This is a genomic window from Alcanivorax sp. HI0007, assembly GCF_001635525.1.
GTDB lineage: Bacteria > Pseudomonadota > Gammaproteobacteria > Pseudomonadales > Alcanivoracaceae > Alcanivorax.
In genome coordinates this window covers 21,444-40,685 of sequence record NZ_LWEJ01000097.1, presented here as the reverse complement: position 1 = coordinate 40,685, position 19,242 = coordinate 21,444, and the positions used below count along the sequence as shown (strand labels likewise).

17 protein-coding genes are annotated in these 19,242 nt (G+C 60.1%); 7 read left to right on the top strand and 10 right to left on the bottom strand.

The features are described 5' to 3' along the window. The first annotated feature begins 125 nt into the window (after positions 1 to 125). Positions 126 to 512 carry an SCP2 sterol-binding domain-containing protein gene (locus tag A3714_RS06020; RefSeq protein ID WP_063507999.1) on the top strand — a complete coding sequence of 129 codons (387 nt, stop codon included), beginning with the start codon at positions 126 to 128 and terminating at the stop codon, positions 510 to 512. A 184-nt stretch (positions 513 to 696) separates the two neighbouring features. Here the strand turns inward: A3714_RS06020 and A3714_RS06015 are convergent, their stop codons facing one another. Continuing rightward, complete coding sequence (locus tag A3714_RS06015; protein ID WP_063507998.1) at positions 697 to 1,239, bottom strand: molybdenum cofactor guanylyltransferase; 543 nt, start codon at positions 1,237 to 1,239, stop codon at positions 697 to 699. 78 nt (positions 1,240 to 1,317) lie between these two features. Between A3714_RS06015 and A3714_RS06010 the strand changes: the two genes are divergently transcribed. From A3714_RS06010 to A3714_RS05990, 5 genes are all read left to right on the top strand, one after another. Then, a complete protein-coding gene (locus tag A3714_RS06010) occupies positions 1,318 to 3,273 on the top strand; it encodes an ATP-dependent DNA helicase (RefSeq protein WP_062817747.1) in 1,956 nt (651 codons plus the stop codon). Next, entirely contained in the window at positions 3,270 to 3,944 is a 675-nt protein-coding gene (tsaB, locus tag A3714_RS06005; protein ID WP_063525654.1) for a tRNA (adenosine(37)-N6)-threonylcarbamoyltransferase complex dimerization subunit type 1 TsaB, read from the top strand. The genes A3714_RS06010 and tsaB overlap by 4 nt, the downstream gene beginning before the upstream one ends. Then, the gene (locus A3714_RS06000) at positions 3,941 to 4,375 is read left to right on the top strand and encodes a thioesterase family protein (RefSeq protein ID WP_062817749.1); all 435 of its coding nucleotides are present in this window, start codon (positions 3,941 to 3,943) and stop codon (positions 4,373 to 4,375) included. Before tsaB ends, A3714_RS06000 begins: the two co-directional genes overlap by 4 nt. A gap of 123 nt (positions 4,376 to 4,498) precedes the next feature. Beyond that, a complete protein-coding gene (locus A3714_RS05995) occupies positions 4,499 to 5,296 on the top strand; it encodes an undecaprenyl-diphosphate phosphatase (protein ID WP_063509739.1) in 798 nt (265 codons plus the stop codon). A 3-nt stretch (positions 5,297 to 5,299) separates the two neighbouring features. Further along, entirely contained in the window at positions 5,300 to 6,022 is a 723-nt protein-coding gene (locus A3714_RS05990) for a class I SAM-dependent methyltransferase (protein WP_063509738.1), read from the top strand. 209 nt (positions 6,023 to 6,231) lie between these two features. On the opposite strand, the gene plsB is transcribed toward A3714_RS05990, so the two are convergent. After that, positions 6,232 to 8,733: a glycerol-3-phosphate 1-O-acyltransferase PlsB gene (plsB, locus tag A3714_RS05985; protein ID WP_063525655.1), complete on the bottom strand. Its 2,502-nt coding sequence runs from the start codon at positions 8,731 to 8,733 to the stop codon at positions 6,232 to 6,234. A gap of 189 nt (positions 8,734 to 8,922) precedes the next feature. Here plsB and A3714_RS05980 point away from each other — a divergent pair, with 189 nt between their 5' ends. After that, positions 8,923 to 9,792 (top strand): Dyp-type peroxidase, encoded by an 870-nt coding sequence (locus A3714_RS05980; protein WP_062817753.1) that lies wholly within the window; start codon positions 8,923 to 8,925, stop codon positions 9,790 to 9,792. Between the two features lie 155 nt (positions 9,793 to 9,947). On the opposite strand, the gene A3714_RS05975 is transcribed toward A3714_RS05980, so the two are convergent. The 8 genes from A3714_RS05975 to dapC form a co-directional block, all read right to left on the bottom strand. Next, positions 9,948 to 11,546, bottom strand: coding sequence for an aldehyde dehydrogenase family protein (locus A3714_RS05975; protein ID WP_063508979.1), 1,599 nt, complete (start codon positions 11,544 to 11,546; stop codon positions 9,948 to 9,950). A gap of 134 nt (positions 11,547 to 11,680) precedes the next feature. Continuing rightward, positions 11,681 to 13,777 (bottom strand): FUSC family protein, encoded by a 2,097-nt coding sequence (locus A3714_RS05970; RefSeq protein WP_063508980.1) that lies wholly within the window; start codon positions 13,775 to 13,777, stop codon positions 11,681 to 11,683. Continuing rightward, positions 13,774 to 14,652: an HlyD family secretion protein gene (locus tag A3714_RS05965; RefSeq protein ID WP_062817756.1), complete on the bottom strand. Its 879-nt coding sequence runs from the start codon at positions 14,650 to 14,652 to the stop codon at positions 13,774 to 13,776. Before A3714_RS05965 ends, A3714_RS05970 begins: the two co-directional genes overlap by 4 nt. A gap of 9 nt (positions 14,653 to 14,661) precedes the next feature. Then, positions 14,662 to 14,862 carry a DUF1656 domain-containing protein gene (locus tag A3714_RS05960; RefSeq protein ID WP_062817757.1) on the bottom strand — a complete coding sequence of 67 codons (201 nt, stop codon included), beginning with the start codon at positions 14,860 to 14,862 and terminating at the stop codon, positions 14,662 to 14,664. A 265-nt stretch (positions 14,863 to 15,127) separates the two neighbouring features. Beyond that, positions 15,128 to 16,255 (bottom strand): succinyl-diaminopimelate desuccinylase, encoded by a 1,128-nt coding sequence (gene dapE, locus A3714_RS05955; protein WP_063508981.1) that lies wholly within the window; start codon positions 16,253 to 16,255, stop codon positions 15,128 to 15,130. 201 nt (positions 16,256 to 16,456) lie between these two features. Then, positions 16,457 to 17,491 (bottom strand): 2,3,4,5-tetrahydropyridine-2,6-dicarboxylate N-succinyltransferase, encoded by a 1,035-nt coding sequence (gene dapD, locus A3714_RS05950; protein WP_063508982.1) that lies wholly within the window; start codon positions 17,489 to 17,491, stop codon positions 16,457 to 16,459. A gap of 42 nt (positions 17,492 to 17,533) precedes the next feature. Further along, the gene (locus A3714_RS05945) at positions 17,534 to 17,881 is read right to left on the bottom strand and encodes an ArsC family reductase (RefSeq protein WP_063508983.1); all 348 of its coding nucleotides are present in this window, start codon (positions 17,879 to 17,881) and stop codon (positions 17,534 to 17,536) included. Positions 17,882 to 18,059: 178 nt separating this feature from the next. Next, entirely contained in the window at positions 18,060 to 19,241 is a 1,182-nt protein-coding gene (gene dapC, locus A3714_RS05940; RefSeq protein WP_063509880.1) for a succinyldiaminopimelate transaminase, read from the bottom strand. Between the last annotated feature and the right edge of the window lies 1 nt (position 19,242).

The window sequence follows — 19,242 nt, the reverse complement described above, 5'->3', positions numbered from 1 at the left end:
TTGTGCTATTGCCACCCCCTGGGGCTTTCTATAAGGTACGGGTAAGTTTCGAACGCTCGTTTGAATGGCGATGCCGGTTTATGCGGGGTGTCGAAGCCACAACGATAGGTCAAGGAGATATAAGAATGAGCCTGGAATTTTTGTCTGACGAGTGGTTTGCGAAGGTAAAAGAGATCCGTGACGGTGCCGGCGATGTGGAAACTCCGGCTGCCCTGGCAGACCTGGTAATCAACATCACCGTATCCGGTGATAACGGTGACAAGGAAATGGCGCTGGTAGGCGGCATGATTGAAGAAGGTCACCACGCGGATGCGCCGACCACCATGATTCTGCCCGCCGACCTGGCCAAGCGCATCTTCATCGAAGGTGACCAGTCCGCCGGCATGCAAGGCTTCATGAGCGGCCAGATCCGCATCGAAGGGGACATGAGCAAGCTGATGGCGCTGCAAACTGCACAGCCTTCTGCTGACCAGGTTGCCCTGATGAAGCAGATCCAGGAAGTGACTGCCTGATATAACGACGCTGTCGTTTATCCGGAGTCTTTCCCCAATGCCCGCCTAGTGCGGGCATTGTTGTTTCTTGGGGAATCAGTTTCCAGGAGCGAGTCACGAGTGACGAAAAGCAGAGCCGCGACGGGTTGTTTGGGTTAGTCTTTTCGCTCCTCGCTCCTCGCTCCTCGCTCCTCGTAACTCGTTCTTATATCTCTTTGTGATTCAGATTCTGTAGCGGCGTGGCCACGGCCACCGGGTGCACAGGGACCTGCTCCAGCCAGCCGTAGGCGCTACGACCACCGTTATCCAGATAGCCATGCAGGGACGCACGCCAGGGTTCCGCGTACAGCGCCAGGCACAGTGGCTGGCGGCGTATCGGGTCCTGGGCCACACAGACGTGATCCGGCCCGGCCTTTTTCAGCAGGTCGCCGGGCATGGGGCCGGGGGGTTGTACCAGGTCGCAGGGCAGGCACAGACAGAGTCCCTGGCTGGCATCCAGTGCCGCTTCCAGCCCGGCCATGGGCCCCTGGAATCCGTCCCGTTCATCGCTGACCACCTGATCCGCCCAGTGCCGGTAGGTGGTCTGGTTGCGATTGGCGCTGATCACGATGCGGGCGGGGGAGGGTGTCAGGTGATCCAGCAGGTGGGCAATCAGCGGTTTGCCGTCCAGTTCCAGTAATCCCTTGTCGGCGCCGCCCATTCGTTTTCCCTGGCCGCCCGCCAGGATGATCAGGGTATAGTTTTCCACGCCCAACTCCTTTGGGGTTCCGCAGGTGAATGGTATGCTCTGTCGCTTGCTTCCCTTCCGACATCCTCAGGACATCGTGTGACCAGCGCCCGTAACCATCTTACCGATCTGACGCGCTTTGCGCCGCTTTTGCCGGGCTATCAGCCCCGTGAGGCGCAGCTGGCCATGGCGGACGCCGTGGATGCGGTCATCGGTACCGGTGGAACCCTGATGGTCGAGGCGGAAACCGGCACCGGTAAAACCCTGGCCTACCTGGTGCCGGCCCTGTTGTCGGAGGGGCCAACGCTGGTTTCCACCGGCACCAAGAGTCTCCAGGATCAGCTTTTCTTCAAGGATGTGCCGCTGGTCAAGAAAGCCCTGGGCCTGCCGCGCAAGGTGGCGCTGTTGAAAGGGCGCGCCAATTATCTGTGCCCCTATCGGATGACCCTGCATCAGGAGGAGGCGCGCTTTCTGACCCGGGAAACCGCCGAGCAATTGCAAATCGTGGCCCATTGGGCCGGGCGCACCCAAACCGGTGACATTGCCGAGTTGCAACAGATTCCTGAAGACGCCCCGGTATGGCCCTGGGTCACCAGTACCGCCGATAACTGTCTGGGGACGGACTGCCCCAATTATCAGGAATGCCCGTTGATGAAGGCCCGCAAGGAAGCCCAGGAGGCGGACCTGGTGGTGGTTAATCATCACCTGTTCTTTGCAGATGCGGCCCTGCGCGGGAATGGTTCGGCCTCGGAACTGTTACCCAGCGCCAATACGGTGATCTTTGACGAAGCCCATCAACTGCCGGAAATCGCGGCCGCCTTTTTCGGTGACACACTGAGTACCCGTCAGGTTCAGGAACTGGGCCGTGACAGCCTGTCCGAAGCCGGACACACCGCCGCCGACCTGGCGCGCCTCAACCAGTTGATCGCGGCGGTGGAGAAGGGCTGCCTGGATCTGCGTCTCAGTCTGGGGGACGGCGAGCGTCGTGAGCCCTGGTCGGAAGTGGCGGAAAAGGACGCGGTCATTGAAGGGGGCGAAACCCTGCTGGCGGCCCTGCGGGATCTGGAAATGTTTCTGGGGCCCCTGGCCAAGGCCAGCCGTGGCATGGAAGCCTGTGCCCGCCGGGCCAGTGAGCAGGTGGACTGCCTGGCGGCGTACCTGAAAGGGGAACAGCCCAACCGGGTGTACTGGTTTGAAACCTTCAAACGCACGGTGGTGTTGCACAGTACGCCCCTGTCTGTGGCCGCTCAGCTGCGGGCCCAGCGTGAGCGCCAGCCATGCAGCTGGGTTTTGACCTCGGCAACGCTCTCCGTGGGCGGTCGTTTTGAACACATCCAGAAACGCCTTGGCATGGACGCGGCGACCACCCTGCGGCTGGAAAGCCCGTTTGATTTCAAGCGTCAGGCGGTCTTTTACGCCCCGGAGGGGCTGCCGGCACCGAATGATCCCGGTTATACCGCGGCACTCTGTGACGCCATGGTACCGGTGATCAATGCGGCAAAGGGGCGCACTTTTTTCCTTTTCACCAGTCACCGGGCGCTGCGCGAGGCTGCCCAGTTACTGCGTCCGCGCCTGGACTACCCGTTGCTGGTGCAGGGGGAGTCCGGGCGGCGGGAGTTGCTGGACAGCTTCCGGGAAAAAGGCAACGCGGTGCTGCTGGGCACCAGTAGTTTCTGGGAAGGCATTGATGTCCGCGGCGAGGCCCTCAGCTGCGTGATTATTGATAAACTGCCTTTCGGTTCCCCGGGGGATCCGGTGGCGGCGGCGCGTATCGAACATATCAATCGCAACGGTGGAAATGCCTTCCGCGATTATCAGCTGCCCCAGGCGGTACTGGCCTTGCGCCAGGGCGCCGGGCGCCTGATCCGTGATCCAAAAGATACCGGTCTGCTGGTCGTTGCGGATCCCCGACTGCTGACGCGCAGCTACGGAAAATTATTTGTTAACAGCCTGCCAAACATGACCCGCACCCGGAAGCTGGACGTGGTACAACGGTTTTTTGATTACCTGGCCCGGCAACAGCAAGGGCAGGCAACGGAACAGATGGAATCATGACACGAATTCTGGCTCTGGAAACCGCCGGCGAGACCTGCTCGGTGGCCATCATGGACGGTGACGAGGTGCTCGAGCATTTTGAGCAGGCACCCCGTCGTCAGACCGAAAAAGTGCTGCCCATGGTGGAGGCGCTACTGGCGGAATCGCAACTGACACTGCGCCAACTGGACGGCATTGCCTTTGGCCATGGTCCCGGTGCCTTCACCGGCGTGCGGGTGGCGGCGGCGGTGACCCAGGGGCTGGCTTTTGCGGCAGACTTGCCGGTGATCGGCATTTCAACCCTGGCCGCCTGTGCCCTCAGTGCTCAGGACATTGCCCCCCATCGGGATGTGATTGCAGTATTTGACGCGCGTATGGGAGAAATTTATCTGGGTGCCTATGCCTGTGAGGAAGCGGGTGCCCGTGCCTTGGCCGATGACGGCCTGTTTCACCCGGATACCTTGCCGGCCTTGCCGGAAAAGGACTGGATGATCGTTGGTTCCGGTCTGGTCTATGGTGAGGCGCTGCGCAAGGCCTATGGCGCAAGTCGCTGTGAGGCTGACGTGCATCCCCATGCGAAAGCGGTAGCACAGCTGGCATTATCGGGTTTCCAGCGCGGGGAAGGGGTGAGTGCGGAACAGGCACAACCGGTTTATCTTCGCGATCAGGTAATTCAGGGAGCAGTACGATGATCAATTGGGACCTTCCCAATGTGCATGAACTGGCGGTAACCGTGCCAGCCGAAGCCATTGACGTGATGGGGCATGTGAACAACACCGAATACCTGCGTTTCATGGAAAAAATTGCCTGGGACCATACCGCGTCCCTGGGGCTGGGCTGGGACCTGTATCAGAAGCTCAACCGGGGCATGGTGGCCCGGCACACGGAAGTGGATTATCTGGCCCCGGCTTTCGAAGGTGAGCACCTGAAAATCGGCACCTGGATCGTGGAAAACGACCAGCGTATCAGCATCACCCGTCGTTACCAGATCGTTCGCGAATCAGATGGCCGAACCTTGCTGCGCGGTCGTACTCGTTGGGTGTGCGTGGCACTGGATTCCGGCAAGCCCCGTCGCATGCCCCCGGAATTCCTGCAGGGCTACCAGATTACCGCCAGCGAATAGAAAAACGTTACGAGTCACGAGGAGCGAGGTACCAGTCGCGACAAGCAAACCGGTTTTGATTTTCGCAACTTGCAACTTGCAACTCGCAACTCGTCACTGAAGTTTTATTAACAAGGACATTCCATGGATTGGTTCCAGGCCCTGGTGCTGGCCCTGATACAAGGCCTTACCGAATTTCTTCCCATTTCCAGTTCTGCCCATCTGATTCTGCCATCTCAGGTTTTGGGGTGGCCCGATCAGGGGCTGGCATTCGATGTGGCAGTCCACCTGGGCACCTTGATGGCGGTGATGGCCTACTATCGCCGGGATCTGTTTGCCATGATCGGCGGTGCCGGCGTGGCTGTGACACAGCGCACCATGAATGAGGATCTGAAGCTGGGTCTACTGGTGGTGCTGGCTACCATCCCGGCAGTGGTATTCGGTTTTCTTGGTGGTGACTGGATCGAACAGGAGTTGCGTTCCGCGCTGGTAATCGCCATCACCACCCTGGTATTCGGTGCCTTGCTGTGGGCCGCGGATGCGTTTGGCAAGCGCCAGTTCAGCCTGGTGCGCCTGGGCGTCTTGGGGGCGATCTTTATCGGTCTGGCCCAGGCCCTGGCGCTGATTCCCGGCACCTCGCGCAGCGGCATTACCATTACCGCGGCGCTGGCACTGGGTTACCGGCGCGAGGATGCCGCCCGATTCTCCTTCCTGCTGTCCATTCCGGTGATTCTTGGCGCTGGCCTATTGAAGACAAAGGATCTGATCGAACAGCAGTTGGCGGTGGACTGGGGAATGATGTCTCTGGGCGTGGTAGTCAGTGCGGTGACCGCCTACCTGACCATCGTGTTTTTCATTCGCCTGCTTGAGCGTATCGGTATGCTGCCGTTTGTGGTGTATCGCCTGATCCTTGGCGTTGCGCTGCTGGCGTGGCTGGCCTGATCCATGTCCGGATCAATGCTGGGCCTGTTACCCGGGTGCCCCGAAGGGCTTCCCGGCACCCCGGTCGAGGAGGCTGGCAGGGCTGAGGAACTGGGTTTGTCGCTGGTGCTGGGCTGGCACGAAGAGCGTCTCAGCCTGTGGCGGCCGGACGGGCGGGAAACGCCTTTGAGTGTCAGCTTCAGTGATGGCAAGCAGGGTTACCGGCTGACTCCGGAGCGGGTCCGGCACGAACGATTGATCAAGGCATTGGGGAAACCCCGGCAAGAGACTCTCACCGTGCTGGATGCCACTGCCGGTCTGGGTCGGGATGCAGCCCTGATTGCCATGGCGGGTTTTCCCGTGCTGTTGGCTGAGCGCTCGCCGATACTCCATGCCATGCTGGCGGACGGTTTGCAGCGGGCGCCCGGGGAGCTGGCTGAAGCCATGCAATTGTTGCCCTGCGCAGATGCTGACACGCACAGCTTGCCGCCACTCCATGCGGTCTATCTGGATCCCATGTTCCCGTCCCGGGACAAAAGTGCCGCCGTTAAAAAAGACCTGCAATGGCTGCAGCAGTTGGCAGCGTACCCGGATCAGCAGGAAGAAACGGCTTTATTGGAGTGGGCGCTAGGGCTTGACCCGCAACGGGTCGTGGTCAAACGACCCGGCAAGGCAGAGCCGCTGGCAAAACGCCGCCCTCACCACCAGATTGCCGGTAAGGCTATTCGTTTTGATGTTTATGAGTAAAATCTCGCCTGACAACACAGGTGCGCAAGGTGCGATAGTCAGACGAGTGCTCTTGATTGAGCGGTTAGCGGGTGCAGCTCGCTACGCTCAGTGCACCCTACGAGCAGAGCGCTGGTCAAAAGGGGAGAGGTAGGAGCTTGCCTGCAAGCGAAACGGCGTTGATCGAAAGATTGTCGCCAGCAGGCTGGCTCCTACGGTAGCCAACCCCGTCAGGCGCTTGCCGGTTTTTCCTCCACCAGGTGCTCAATGTCGGTAACCCGCGTCACCCGTTGAATGGCATCGCTGATATCCGGGCTGAGGATACGGCGGGCTTCATCGTCGAGGGATTCCAGCTTGTCATCAAAGACCAGCGCACCGGCACCGTCCGTGGTGACCAGTCCGGTGCCGTACAACTGGCTGATGAAGTTTTTCAGCACCACCTTGTCGAAGAATTCCGGAGAGTTGAATTCGTAGAGCAGCGACAGTCTTTGCGCGGTCTGGTGCGCCAGTTCCCCCAGCTGCTCGGCAGTGAGCATGCCTGACCCGTATTGGACCAGCAGGCGAATGGTCAGGTAGTAGCGCTCCAGTGATGGTATTACCGTCTGGCCGAGATGATCCAGCATGTCGGATTCGTGGGTGTGGATAGGGGCACCGTGCAGACAGTTATCCTCACGGCTGATCAATTGCTCGGCTTCCAGCACATCCACGGTCTTGCTGACTGCCTGGGACAGGTCATCGCCATCCTGCCAATGGAGATAGTATTCATTGCGCAGGAAGGGGTAGAGCAGGTGGACCATGCTTTGCAGGGTGTCCATGCTGATGGAGCGGGCGTTCATCACCAGGGAACAAATCAGACCGGGAAGAATGAACAGGTGCAGGCTGTTGTTGCGCACATAGGCCATCTGCAGGGCCGTTTTTTCATCGGTGGTGACCACGTCTCCCAGCTTGTGCTCGATGCGCTCCAGGAATTCGTTGTCGAGACCATACTGGATGATGGCAGAGGCATCGTCCGTGGCGATGGAGGCGCTATCGCTGTAGGGCGCCTGCTTCAGCAGGGCGATGTACAGATTCAGCTGCTGGCGTAACTGGGCCACATCCATGGTGTGCTTGGGGGACGCCAGCAGGGCCAGGCTGAGCAGGTTGATCGGGTTGGCCACTGCCGCCGCATTGATGGATTCCACCACTTCCTGCCCCAGCTCATTGACCACATGCTTGAACCAGGCGGGGTTTTCACTGGCGGCCAGATCCTCGCTACGCCAGGCGCCATGGTGTTGATCCAGAAAATCCACCAGCTTGATGGGTTCGCCGAAATTCACATGCACCTGGCCGAAGTGACTGCGCAGCACCGACAGGGACTTCATCAGCCCGCCAACGGATTCCTTCTGCTTTTTCTTGCCATGCAGCTCGCCGATATAGGAGCCGGACTCGATGACTTTTTCGTAGCCCACATAGACGGGAACAAAGGCAATGGGTTTGCGTGCATCGCGCAGAAAGCTGCGCAGGGTCATGGCCAGCATGCCGGTACGGGGTTTGAGCATCCGGCCGCTGCGACTGCGACCGCCCTCCACGAAGTACTCAATGGAGTAGCCGCGCACGGTGATGGTATGCAGGTATTCGCTGAACACCGTGGCGTAAAGGGGGTTGTCCCGGAAGCTGCGGCGCATGAAAAAGGCGCCGCCACGGCGGAGAATGGTGCCAACAATGGGCATGTTCAGATTGATGCCAGCGGCAATGTGTGGCGGCACCAGGCCGTTCCGGAACACCACGAAGGACAGCAGCAGGTAGTCAATGTGGCTGCGGTGGCAGGGCACATAGATCACTTCATGATCCCCGGCGACCTTGGTCAGGTTGTCCATATTGTACAGCCTGACCCCGCCATACAGCCGGTTCCAGACCCAGTTCAGGAACAGCTCAAGGAAGCGGATGACGGTATGGGAGTAATCCGCCGCGATTTCCATGGCATAGCGCCGGGCTTTGGCTTCCACCTTCTCGACGCTGGTTTCCTGACGCTCAGCCTCGGCACGGATAGCTTCCTGTACCGGAATGGATTCCACCACGGTATTGGTGAGAGTGCGCCGGTGTGACAGGTCCGGCCCAATGGCGGCCTCCTGCTGTCGGCGGAAATGCACGCGCAGGATACGGGAAGCCTTGCGGACGGTCTGTTCATCCGTGGGGCACTGGTCTACCAGGGTGCGCAGGGACATGGGCTTGCTGAAATGGACGTACAGCTGTCGGCCCTGGGTGACGATAATAAAGAACTTCTTGATAAAACCCGCCGGCGACCAGTTGTCGGAAAACAGGATGCGCCACATGGAGCTTTCCTTTTCCGGACGACGACCCCAGAACACGGAGACCGGGACCAGCTGCACATCGGCTTCCGGGTTGGCGCGCAGTGCGCTGACCAGTTTTTCCAGCCGGGGCGGTGAGACCGGGGTGCGCTGCCGGCCATTGCTGAATTTGCGACGGTAAAGCTGGAAGTAACTGTGGCTCAGGTGGCTCTTGCCCAGCGTCAGGCCATGCAGGGCGGAAGCCAGGCCCAGCTGTCGAGCGGATTGATCGGCTGCGGCGGCGTCGGCGGCAGAGCGATCGCGCAGCACATAGACCACCGGAGTATTCGGGGCAAGCTGCAGTTCGTCGGGGTTGGAAGGCAATGCGTTAGCACGTGTGCACAAACGCAGAAAAATGCGGATCAGGAAAAAGCCCAGGCGATCCAGGCCAAGCCAAGGTGTCATAGTCGGATTCAGTTAACCAATGTGGACCAAGTGTAGCGAAAGGCCCGGGCAGGGAACACCAGCGCATATTTCAATTTGTTTCAGAATTGCGTCCGAAATCTTGTACGTATGTTCCTGATATTCACAGGAACCCGCCTTTGAGCCCTGCTACACTGGGTGTGAGAGATGACCAGGACTAAGGAGTGACAGGTGTCGACACCGCAAACGGGGATTTTTGATCGTAGTTATCAGCATCATCTGTTCTTCGAATTTTGCCTCAGCAGTGGCCAGGACATACAGGCGGTGAAAGCCGCACTGGGCCAGCTCAATGCGCTCAAAAGCGAGAAGACGCCGGTGTTGATGGCGTTTGGCCCGGCCCTCTGGGAGCAGCTGGATAGCCGGTTCACCTTCCCGCCGTTTTCCCTGGAGGGGCATGTGCCGGCCACCCAGGGCGATCTGTGGATCTGGGTTCAGGCGAAAGAGCGGGGAGACCTGTTCGACACCGGCATGCAGGTCCGGGATGCGGTGGGGGAGTTGTTCTCCACGCAACTGGAATTAAACAGTTTTGTCTATCACGACATGCGTGATCTGACCGGGTTTGTGGATGGCATTGGCAATCCCACCGGAGACAAGGCAGAAAAGGCCGCCTTCATTGCCGAGCCCCATCCTGGCGCAGGCGGCAGCTGGGTGCTGAGCCAGAAATGGGTCCATGATCTGAAGTCATTCAATCAGCTGCCGGTGAACGAGCAGGAAAACGTGTTTGGCCGTACCAAGGAAGATGCGGTGGAGTTCGATGAAGAGCGTATGCCGCCGGATTCCCATGTGGGCCGCACTGACGTGGATCGGGATGGTGTTCCCCAGAAAATGTGGCGCCGTTCTGTCCCCTACGGTGACAGCACCGAACACGGCCTGTATTTCCTGGCGTTCTGCTGCGAACTGGACCGCTATGATTATCTGTTACGCCGTATGTATGGCATTGCCGACGACACCGTCAAAGACCGCCTGCTGAACTATACCCGCCCGGTAATGGGCTCATGGTGGTACGCGCCGGATCAGGAGTGGCTCGACAGGATCAATTAATAGTTAATAATTAATAGTTTCGCGGACAGGACTGTTCTGTTTTTGAAACGCAAGAGGCCGCGCCCAGATGTATGGGCGCGGCCTCTTTGTTTTCAGCTGACTACGCGCTCTCGCGCGTAGTTATTCACTATTAATTATTCATTATTAATTGCTTCTTAGTCCGTTTTCCATTTGGTAAACATCTTCTTTACCAGGAACGGTGTGAGTTTCAGTGAGGCACTGAGCATCTGGCCGATGCCCCTGGGGAAGACGAAGTGCAGAGCATTCTTGATGCCGTTGTAGGTGGCTTCGTCGAAGGGGTACCAGAAGATGTTGCGCTTGGAGGGCAGGATGTCCCAGTTGACCACTTTGGCCTGGGTCATTTCTTCCAGACCTTCCGGGCCATGGGTGCGGCCAATGCCGGACTCCTTCCAGCCACCCCAGGGGGTTTCGGACAGGCCGTGGCTGTAGAGGTGGTCGTTGATGGTGGTGACCCCGGACTGCAGGCGGGCGGCAATGGCGCGGCCGCGCTTGTTGTCTTTGGTCCATACCGAGGAGGTCAGCGCCAGTTTGGATTCGTTGGCCTTGCGAATGGCTTCTTCTTCGTTGGCCACACGCTGCACGGCTATCAAGGGCCCGAAGGTCTCGTCGCACATGGTGAGCATGTCGTCGGTGACATTGGTGAGCAGCGTGGCCGGGTGGAAGAAGCCGTTTTCCACATCGCCCACCGGGCGTGACTGGGCTTCGATCCGGGCGCCTTTGGCCAGGGCATCTTCCAGATGCTGCTGCACGGTGCGCAGCTGGCCGGCGGTGGTCAGACTGCCGATATCCACATCGAAATCCTTGCAGCCGACTCCATGACGCAGCTGGCGGGTCTTTTTGGCAAGCAGATCCACAAACTGGTCGTAGACCGCATCTACCACATACACCCGTTCCACGCCGCCACAGCTTTGCCCGGCATTCTGGTAGCCGGCCCAGGCGGCGCCGTTGGTGGCACGTTCCAGATCCGCGTCTTCCAGCACCAGCATGGGATCATTGCCGCCCAGCTCCAGGGACACCGGGGTGAGGGTTTCGGCGGCCTGGGCCATCAGGGTCTTGCCGGCGGGGACGCTGCCGGTGAAGAACAGTTTGTCCACGCCATTCTCGAAAAAGCCGGTGGCCACTTTGGAACCGGAGCCGACGATATGATGGAACAGGCCTTCGGGTAACTCACCGGCAGCGATGATCTGCTCGATGGCGCGGCCCACGGCCGGCGTGGCGGCAGCCACTTTCAGCAGCACGGCGTTGCCGGCCATCAGGCCCATGACAATTTCGCCGAAGGGAATGGATAGCGGGTAGTTCCAGGGGCTGATGATACCCACCACACCCAGGGGAACACGGAGCATGTGGGTCTTCTTGTTGAAGAACAGGATGCTGCCGCCGGGGCGGTTCTTTTCTTTCAGCGTTTTTTCAGCGTTGTTCGCATACCACTTGCAGGCCAGGGCGCAGGGCAGGACTTCCGTGGCCAGGGCGTCGGTCAGGGTCTTGCCGTTGCTCTCGCTGACAGTGCGAGCCAGGTCGTCAGCCCGATCCACGATGTAGCTGCGCATCATGGTGATGTGGCGAGCCCGTTCCTTGAACGATTTGGCCGCCCAGATCGCCTGGGCTTCTCGGGCTTTGCTCATGATCTCCGGCAGTTTGGCCAGATCGGTTTCATTCAGCTCCGACACGGCGGTGCCGGTGGCCGGGTTGGTATCCAGTACGGTCTTGCTGTCGAGTTTTTCTTGCGCGGTCATGTGAGGACGTCTCCATCACGACAGGTCGCCAGGGCGGCCTGTGGGCAGTTCAGAGGGGGCCAGTGTCTGGCGCCGGGAAAGGCGCATAGGTAAACACAGAGTAGACATCCTGGCTAGTGCTGTTCGGGCCGATTTCAGGCGGTGACGCCCCGGTTTTGTTGCGTTTGTGCCAGACGATACGCCATGCGCTCGAATGTCAGGGCAATTCGCTCAAGGGCACCGGCAATCAGCTCCCGGTCGCGCTGGGCCAGGTTGCCAGCGTCTTCCATGTCCAGTTTGAGCTTTTCCGACTGTTGGCGAAAGCCCTCGTCGACTTTGCCCTGGGAGCAGGCCTGATAGGCGGCCGACAGTGCCAGTTGCCACCGGTTGGCGCTGTCTACCAGGGAAGCAGGGGCATTACTGCGCAGCCGGCTTTGAATCCACAGGGAGACCTGGCCCAGGTTCAGCCCGGTGAGCCCCAGGTCGGTGAAGTGGCGGTGTGCCTCTGGCAGCGCCTTGTCACAGATGGTCAGCCAGCGCAGGCGGTCGGCCATGCGCGCATTGAACCATTCCTCGTTAACGTTGGCATTGCCGCCGGAAGCCTGGGACGGAACTCCCAGTAGCGTCAGATCCGCAGCGGTCTGGCGGATCAAACGTCGGCGCAGGTTGGGGCCATTGGGTGGGGTAATCAGCCGGAACATGAGGAAGGCGATGGCAATTCCCGTACTGATCGCCAGCCCGTTACTGGCCACTCTGGCCACGTCAAAATCCATGGCGTTACCCGGCTGCACCAGAATGATATAGGGCGTGCAGAATCCCAGTCCCAACGGCAGGGTCAGTCGTTTGCTGATCGCCAGCAGGCCGATAAACAGGGGCGCGCCGAGAATCAGGATGAGCAGGGGAAAGTTGCCGTTATTGATCGCCAGCAGGGGCAGGGTGAAGAACAGTGCCACCGGTGTGGCCAGCACGGAACTGAACGTGGCCCGCTTCAGTACCTGATCCGGTTCGGGCAGTCGTGCAAAGAGGATCGTGAACATGACCGGCATGATCATCAGCATGATCGCCATGGGGCTGGCCGTACCGACCCAGAGGCCCGCTGCAAGGGCAAATACCAGCGCACTGCGCAGGCCCACGGCGGCGGCGATTTGCAGATCCCGATAGGGTTTCAGGCCCTGGGGCCGCAGCTGTACCTCGTGGCTCATATGCAGGGCCCGGTTGGCTTCCAGCGCCAGGATCAGATCAGCGGTCAGGTTCTGGGCGACCTGGAAGAAGCGACGCTGCAATGGCGGCGCATCATCGGCCTGGTCTCCCCGGGCCTCTCGCAATTGCTGGCGCAGGGCTTGGGCCTCTTTCATGGCCTGTTCGGCGGAAGGGGTTTCGCGCATGCGCTGGAAGGCGGTCCGCAAGGCATCCAGCAGGTCGCGCAGGGCCGGGGTCAGCAGATCGTCGTGGTTGCGCATCAGGCGCCCGATCACGCGAATGCGAGCGACCAGCGACAGGGTCTTGTGGCAGATTACCGTGGCTGCGCGGGCTCGCCCCGGCCCATGGCTTCCTTCGTAGTGAACCGCGCTGCTGTCATCACTGAGGGCAAAAATACCCTGCAGCAGGGTATCCACCTGATGGTGCCGTTTGGCGTGGGTGCCCGCCGGGTCCAGTTCCAGTTCCAGATAGGCCAGTGTCTGGTTGAGGGCGGTACGGGCATGCTCCTTGAGCAGGCTGCTGACCCGCACCGGCCACAGCAGGCTGCTGACCAGGGTGGCGCAGAGGGCGCCAAGAATGATTTCGCTGACCCGGGCGTTGGCAATGTGGAAGATGCCCAGACTGGAGGTGTTGGCCGGGTCGACAATCGCCAGCACCACAATGAGGGTGGCGGTGATCCCCGCCATGGCAAATCCGTAGATAAAATTGGCCTGGCGTACCCAGGCGGAGGCGCCAGCGTTAAGCCCGATCCACAGGGTCAGTGCGCCAATGGCGAGGGCCGGGTAGGGCAGCAACCAGGCCAGAATCAGCAGCCCCACGGCGCCGCCCACCAGGGTCCCGCCGATCTGGCAGAAGCCTTTTTCAATGACCAGCCCGGTCTCCGGACGCACTTGCAGGAAGACGGCGGAAATCAGCGCCCAATAGGGGCGGTCCAGCTGTAACAGCATGGACAGATAGAGTGCCAGCGCCATGGCGATGACACCCTTGGTGGCGAACAGGACAGACTGGCGGTCTGGAGTGAGCAGGACGGCCAGTCGCGGATCCAGTGTCATTGGTCGCTCTGGTTTTCCCGCTCGTGGAGCCGCACGGTGGCGGTCATGCCGGCGGCCAGCAGAATGTCGTCGGGGATGTGGTCCAGTTCGATATGGACGGGAATGCGCTGGGCCAGCCGCACCCAATTGAAGGTCTGCTGGACCTGGGGCAGTAACTGGCCGTCGGTCTGGGTGTTGGCGTTGGCAATGGCCTGCCCCACGCTGGTGACCTTGCCGCGCAGTTTGCGGGCGCCGTTCATGAGCACCACCGTGGCCCGCTGGCCCACTTCCACCATGGGTAGCTTGGTTTCTTCGAAGTAGCCGGTGACATAGAAGCTGCCGGCTTTGACCATGGAAACCACCGGGGTGCCCTGTTTGACGAAGTTACCCTGTTGCAGGGTCAGGTTGACGATGGTGCCGTCTGCGGGAGCTTCCACCTGTGTCCGCTCCAGGTTGATTCGGGCGCTGGCCACTTCGGCCTGGGCCAGCGCCACATTGGCGGCGGCTAACTGGGCCTCAATACGCGCACTATCCAGCTCTTCAGGGCTGATGCTGTTGCTGGCGTGCAGCTGCTTGCGCCGTTCGTACTGGTGCTCGGCCAGGCGCAGGGATTCCTGCTCGTGTAGCAGCTGGGCTTCCGCCCGCGCCAGGGTGGCCCGGTAGCGGATGTCATCGATACGGAACAGGGGGTCTCCCTGTTGTACGGTCTGGTCGTCTCGAATATGCAGTTCCCGTACCCAGCCGGACACATCCGGAGAGAGTGTAATGATCTCGGCGCGCACCTTGCCGTCGCGGGTCCAGGGGGCATAGAGGTAATAATTCCACACCCAGTTGCCGGCCAGCAGGGCCAGAATCACCAGCACTACGGTGAGCAGAATGCGTAGCGGTTGTTGCATGAATTGTCCCTAGCTCAGCGCTCTCAGGAAAAGGGCTACAAAGCAGATAAACAGTGACAGATAGACCCAGGCACTCTTCCAGAGTTGCTGATGCCAGCCCAGTTTGCGCAGCAGCAGGAAGGTCAACAGGGTAAGCACCATGCCCAGCAGCACGAACAGCACCATGGGGCTGATCAGCAGTCCGCCAACCGGAATTTCATGCAGCCACATCGTTGTTTCCCGGCAGTGTCATGTTAGCGAGCATGGTAACGGATAATTCGGGGCCGCTGTAGGAGCACCGTTCGAGGTGCGAACCGCGCATCAGCAAGGACCGAAAAGGAGCTTCCTGGCTCGACAGGTTCAGAAAGACACTCGAAATGGTTTCCCTCGCCAGGGCTCGGGTTCGCACCTCGAGAGGTGCTCCTACAGGTGCCATAAGTAGAGGCCGGATTAGCCTGTTTCCGCGCTACGGACACCCTCGGCAACGAGTGCCGATTCACTGCATCAGCTTTTCGAGCAGGCGGGTGTAGATTTCGGTCAGCGTATTCAGCTCACTGATGCTGGTGTGCTCGTCCACCTTGTGGATGGTGGCATTGATGGGGCCCAGTTCCACCACCTGGCTGCCGGTGGGCGCAATAAAGCGGCCGTCACTGGTGCCACCGGCGGTGGACAGCTCGGTGTCGCGCCCCGTGATATCGCGAATCGCCGCGACGGCAGCATCCACCAGGGCGCCTCGATCGGTGAGGAACGGCTGGCCGGACAGGGTCCATTGCAGGTCGTAATCCAGGCCATGCTTGTCCAGGATCGCCTCGGTACGTTCGCGCAACAGGGCATCTGTCAGCTCCGTGGAGAAACGGAAATTGAAGATGACCTCACAGGTACCTGGGATCACATTGGTGGCACCGGTGCCGGCGTTGATGTTGGAGATCTGGAAACTGGTGGCGGGAAAGAACGCATTGCCCTGATCCCATTCCGTGGCGGCCAGCTCGGCCAGGGCCGGTGCCACATCGTGGACCGGGTTGCGGGCCAGGTGCGGGTAGGCCACGTGGCCCTGGATGCCTTTGACTGTCAGGCGAGCCCCCAGAGAGCCACGGCGCCCGTTCTTGATCACATCGCCCACGGTGTTGGTGGAGGAGGGTTCGCCCACCAGGCAGTAGTCGATATGTTCGTTGCGGGCCTGCAGATGCTCGACCACCTTGACGGTGCCGTTCACTGACGGTCCTTCTTCATCGGCGGTGATCAGCAGTGCCAGGCTTCCCTTGTGTTCCGGGTTGGCGGCAACGAAATCCTCAATGGCCACCATCATGGCCGCGATGGAACCTTTCATGTCGGCCGCGCCACGGCCATAAAGCAGATCGCCTTCCTCGGTGGGGGTGAAAGGGTCGTACTTCCACGCTGTCACATCCCCGGTAGGGACCACGTCGGTGTGGCCGGCAAAGGCAAATACCGGTCCCTCCGTGCCACGGCGGGCCCACAGGTTGCGGACCTCCTCGAACCAGAGGGTTTCGCACTGGAAACCGAGGGCTTCCAGTTTTTCAATCATCCAGTCCTGGCAGCCTTCATCCTCGGGGGTAACGGAAGCGCGGCGGATGAGTTCCTTGGTGTAATCGAGGGTGCGGGACATGACGATTCCAGTATCGGTGATTCAAAGCCGCTGTAGGAGCACCTCTCGAGGTGCGAAGGGTGGTTGCGAGTCACGAGTTACGAGAAGCGAATGGCAAAACCGGTTTTGATTTTCGCTTCTCGTACCTCGTTACTCGCTTCTGGCCTTGGTTCGCACCTCGAGAGGTGCTCCTACAGGTGGCCCGGTCGGGGGCTTGGAGCCTCAGTTGTGTTTGTGCAGCTCTTCGTTCAGGGCGATGGCGCTCTTGTTGGTCAGGCACTGCACCGCACCATTGGTGGTGTTGCGCCGGAACAGCAGGTCGGACTGGCCAGCTAGATCGCGGGCCTTGACGGTGTCCACAATCTCGCCCTTTTCGTCCAGCAACTGCACCTTGGAACCGGAGGTGATGTACAGGCCGGCTTCGATGGTGCAGCGGTCTCCCAGCGGGATACCGGTACCGGCATTGGCGCCCAGCAGGCAGCCTTCGCCCAGGGAGATGATGATGTTGCCGCCGCCGGACAGGGTGCCCATGGTGGAGGCGCCGCCGCCAATGTCGGAGCCTTTGCCCACGAACACGCCGGCGGAAATACGGCCTTCGATCATGCCCGGGCCTTCAGTGCCGGCGTTAAAGTTGATAAAGCCTTCGTGCATGATGGTGGTGCCTTCGCCCACATAGGCGCCCAGACGCACCCGAGCCGTGTCGGCAATCCGTACGCCCTTGGGCACCACGTAGTCCGTCATCTTGGGGAACTTGTCCACGCTGTTCACTTCCAGCACCTTGCCGTTAAGGCGGGCCAGCAGTTGACGCTCGGGCAGTTCGTCCAGATCCACGGCACCTTCGTTGGTCCAGGCCACGTTGGGCAGCAGCGGGAACATGCCGGACAGATTGACGCCGTGAGGCTTCACAAGGCGGTGGGAGATCAGCTGCAGTTTCAGGTAGGCCTCCGGGGTGGACGCCGGCTCCGCATCGGTTTCCAGCACGGTGAGAACCACCGGACGATCGGATTCCTGGAACGCCACCGCATAGCTGGCTTCATGTTCAAAGCCGGCTTCACGCCATTCGCGGGCAATGTGCTGCACCTGACGGTGGGTCAGTTCGATGGCGGCATTGCCACCTTGATAACCCAGTTCCTCGCGGATCACTTCCACCAGTTTGTTATCCGGGTTGATGGCCGGATCCGGGTAAAACACTTCCAGCCAGTTGTCGTTGCGGTTCTTGGTGCCGCAGCCCAGGGCGATGGCGAAAAAGTTGCTCATGGTGTCCTCTCTTCAATGCGTCGGACGACAGGCGTCTGACGCTTAATTCAATGTGTCTTTCCACTCGTCGGCCTTGAAACCGGCGAGGATGAAATCGTCGTTCTGCAGAATCGGGCGCTTGATGATGGACGGATTCTCCGTCGCTACGGTAATCGCCTTTTCCGTGTTCATGGATTCCTGGACCGCATCATCCAGCTTTTTCCAGGTGGTGCCGCGTTTGTTGATCACGGTTTCCCAGCCCAGTGCTTCCAGCCACTGACGAAGACGTTGCTCAGGCACGCCTTCCTTTTTGTAGTCATGGAAGTGATAGACGATACCGTTGTCGTCCAGCCACTTCATGGCTTTCTTCATGGTATCGCAGTTCTTGATACCGAAGATGGTTAGTTCCATGTGTTTTCCTCTTCGAGCAACAAGCTTCAAGCTACAAGCCTCAACGCGGGATGTGCCGTAGAGCACTTCAGCGTTATCGCCGCGCTTCACTTGTGTATTTGTGCGCGGGCAGGGGGCTTCAGGTTGAGATCACCCTGATCCGTGTTGCAGCTTGAAGCTTGTGGCTTGTAGCTGCCTTTTACAGCGTATCCAGCAACGCCTTGATCCGTTTCGCCCCTTCCACACATTCTTCCAGTGGTGCCACCAGCGCCATGCGAACCCGGTTCTTGCCCGGGTTCTTGCCATTCACCGTGCGTGACAGGTAGCGGCCGGGAAGGACGGTCACATTCTGTTCAGCTTGCAGGCGCTGGGCGAATTCCTCATCGGAAATCGGTGTCTTCGGCCACAGGTAGAAGCCCGCTGCCGGGGCGGATACCTTAAGAGCGCCACCGAGAATGTCCAGTACCGCGTCGAATTTTTCCCGGTACAGGGCCCGGTTCGTTTCCACGTGGGTTTCATCATTCCAGGCTGCGATGCTGGCCAGCTGATGATGCATCGGCATGGCGCAGCCATGGTAGGTGCGGTAGCGCAGGAAACCCTTGAGGATTTCGCTGTCACCGGCCACGAAACCGGAGCGCAGCCCCGGCAGGTTGGAGCGTTTGGACAGGGAATGAAACACCACGCAACGGCGGTAGTCATCCCGGCCCAGTTCCGCACAGGCCTGAAGCAGGCCGGCGGGGGGCTTGTCCCGGTAGATTTCCGAATAGCACTCGTCCGAGGCGATCACGAAATCGTACTTGTCGGCCAGCTGAATCAGGGCCTTGAGCTGGGCCTTGGTCAGGGTGGCACCGGTGGGGTTACCGGGGGTGCAGATAAACAGCAGCTGGGTGCGAATCCAGGTGTCTTCGCTGACGGCATCGAAATCCGGCTGCAGGCCGGTGTCATCGGTGCAGGGCAGATACACGGGTTCGCCACCGGCCAACAGGGTGGCACCTTCATAGATCTGGTAGAAGGGATTGGGCATCAGCACCAGCGGCTGACGCTGGCGATCGATGACCGCCTGGGTGAAGGCAAACAGCGCCTCCCGGGTGCCATTCACCGGGAGTACCTGGCTGCTGGCATCCACGCTATTGAGATGGAAGCGGCGCTTCAGCCAGCTCGCAATGGCGTCGCTCAGCTCCGGAATGCCGGCGGTGGTCGGGTAACGCGACAGCAGGGCAGTGTTGTCGCGCAATACCTGTTGCACGAAGTCCGGTGAAGGATGTTTCGGTTCGCCAATGGACAGGGCAATGGGGGACTTGTCCGAGCCCGGCAAGTCCTTGAACAGGAGCTTCAGTTTTTCAAACGGGTAAGGGTGCAACCGTTCCAGATCTGGGTTCATA

What these genes read in the sequence shown, in the direction of transcription:
- A3714_RS05960 (WP_062817757.1), bottom strand. Translation starts at nt 14,862, where the DNA reads ATGTGGCTGCATGAAATTCCGGTTGGCGGACTGCTGATCAGCCCCATG.
- A3714_RS05995 (WP_063509739.1), top strand. Translation starts at nt 4,499, where the DNA reads ATGGATTGGTTCCAGGCCCTGGTGCTGGCCCTGATACAAGGCCTTACC.
- dapE (WP_063508981.1), bottom strand. Translation starts at nt 16,255, where the DNA reads ATGTCCCGCACCCTCGATTACACCAAGGAACTCATCCGCCGCGCTTCC.
- dapC (WP_063509880.1), bottom strand. Translation starts at nt 19,241, where the DNA reads ATGAACCCAGATCTGGAACGGTTGCACCCTTACCCGTTTGAAAAACTG.
- A3714_RS05975 (WP_063508979.1), bottom strand. Translation starts at nt 11,546, where the DNA reads ATGACCGCGCAAGAAAAACTCGACAGCAAGACCGTACTGGATACCAAC.
- A3714_RS05990 (WP_063509738.1), top strand. Translation starts at nt 5,300, where the DNA reads ATGTCCGGATCAATGCTGGGCCTGTTACCCGGGTGCCCCGAAGGGCTT.
- dapD (WP_063508982.1), bottom strand. Translation starts at nt 17,491, where the DNA reads ATGAGCAACTTTTTCGCCATCGCCCTGGGCTGCGGCACCAAGAACCGC.
- plsB (WP_063525655.1), bottom strand. Translation starts at nt 8,733, where the DNA reads ATGACACCTTGGCTTGGCCTGGATCGCCTGGGCTTTTTCCTGATCCGC.
- A3714_RS05945 (WP_063508983.1), bottom strand. Translation starts at nt 17,881, where the DNA reads ATGGAACTAACCATCTTCGGTATCAAGAACTGCGATACCATGAAGAAA.
- A3714_RS06020 (WP_063507999.1), top strand. Translation starts at nt 126, where the DNA reads ATGAGCCTGGAATTTTTGTCTGACGAGTGGTTTGCGAAGGTAAAAGAG.
- tsaB (WP_063525654.1), top strand. Translation starts at nt 3,270, where the DNA reads ATGACACGAATTCTGGCTCTGGAAACCGCCGGCGAGACCTGCTCGGTG.
- A3714_RS05965 (WP_062817756.1), bottom strand. Translation starts at nt 14,652, where the DNA reads ATGCAACAACCGCTACGCATTCTGCTCACCGTAGTGCTGGTGATTCTG.
- A3714_RS06000 (WP_062817749.1), top strand. Translation starts at nt 3,941, where the DNA reads ATGATCAATTGGGACCTTCCCAATGTGCATGAACTGGCGGTAACCGTG.
- A3714_RS05970 (WP_063508980.1), bottom strand. Translation starts at nt 13,777, where the DNA reads ATGACACTGGATCCGCGACTGGCCGTCCTGCTCACTCCAGACCGCCAG.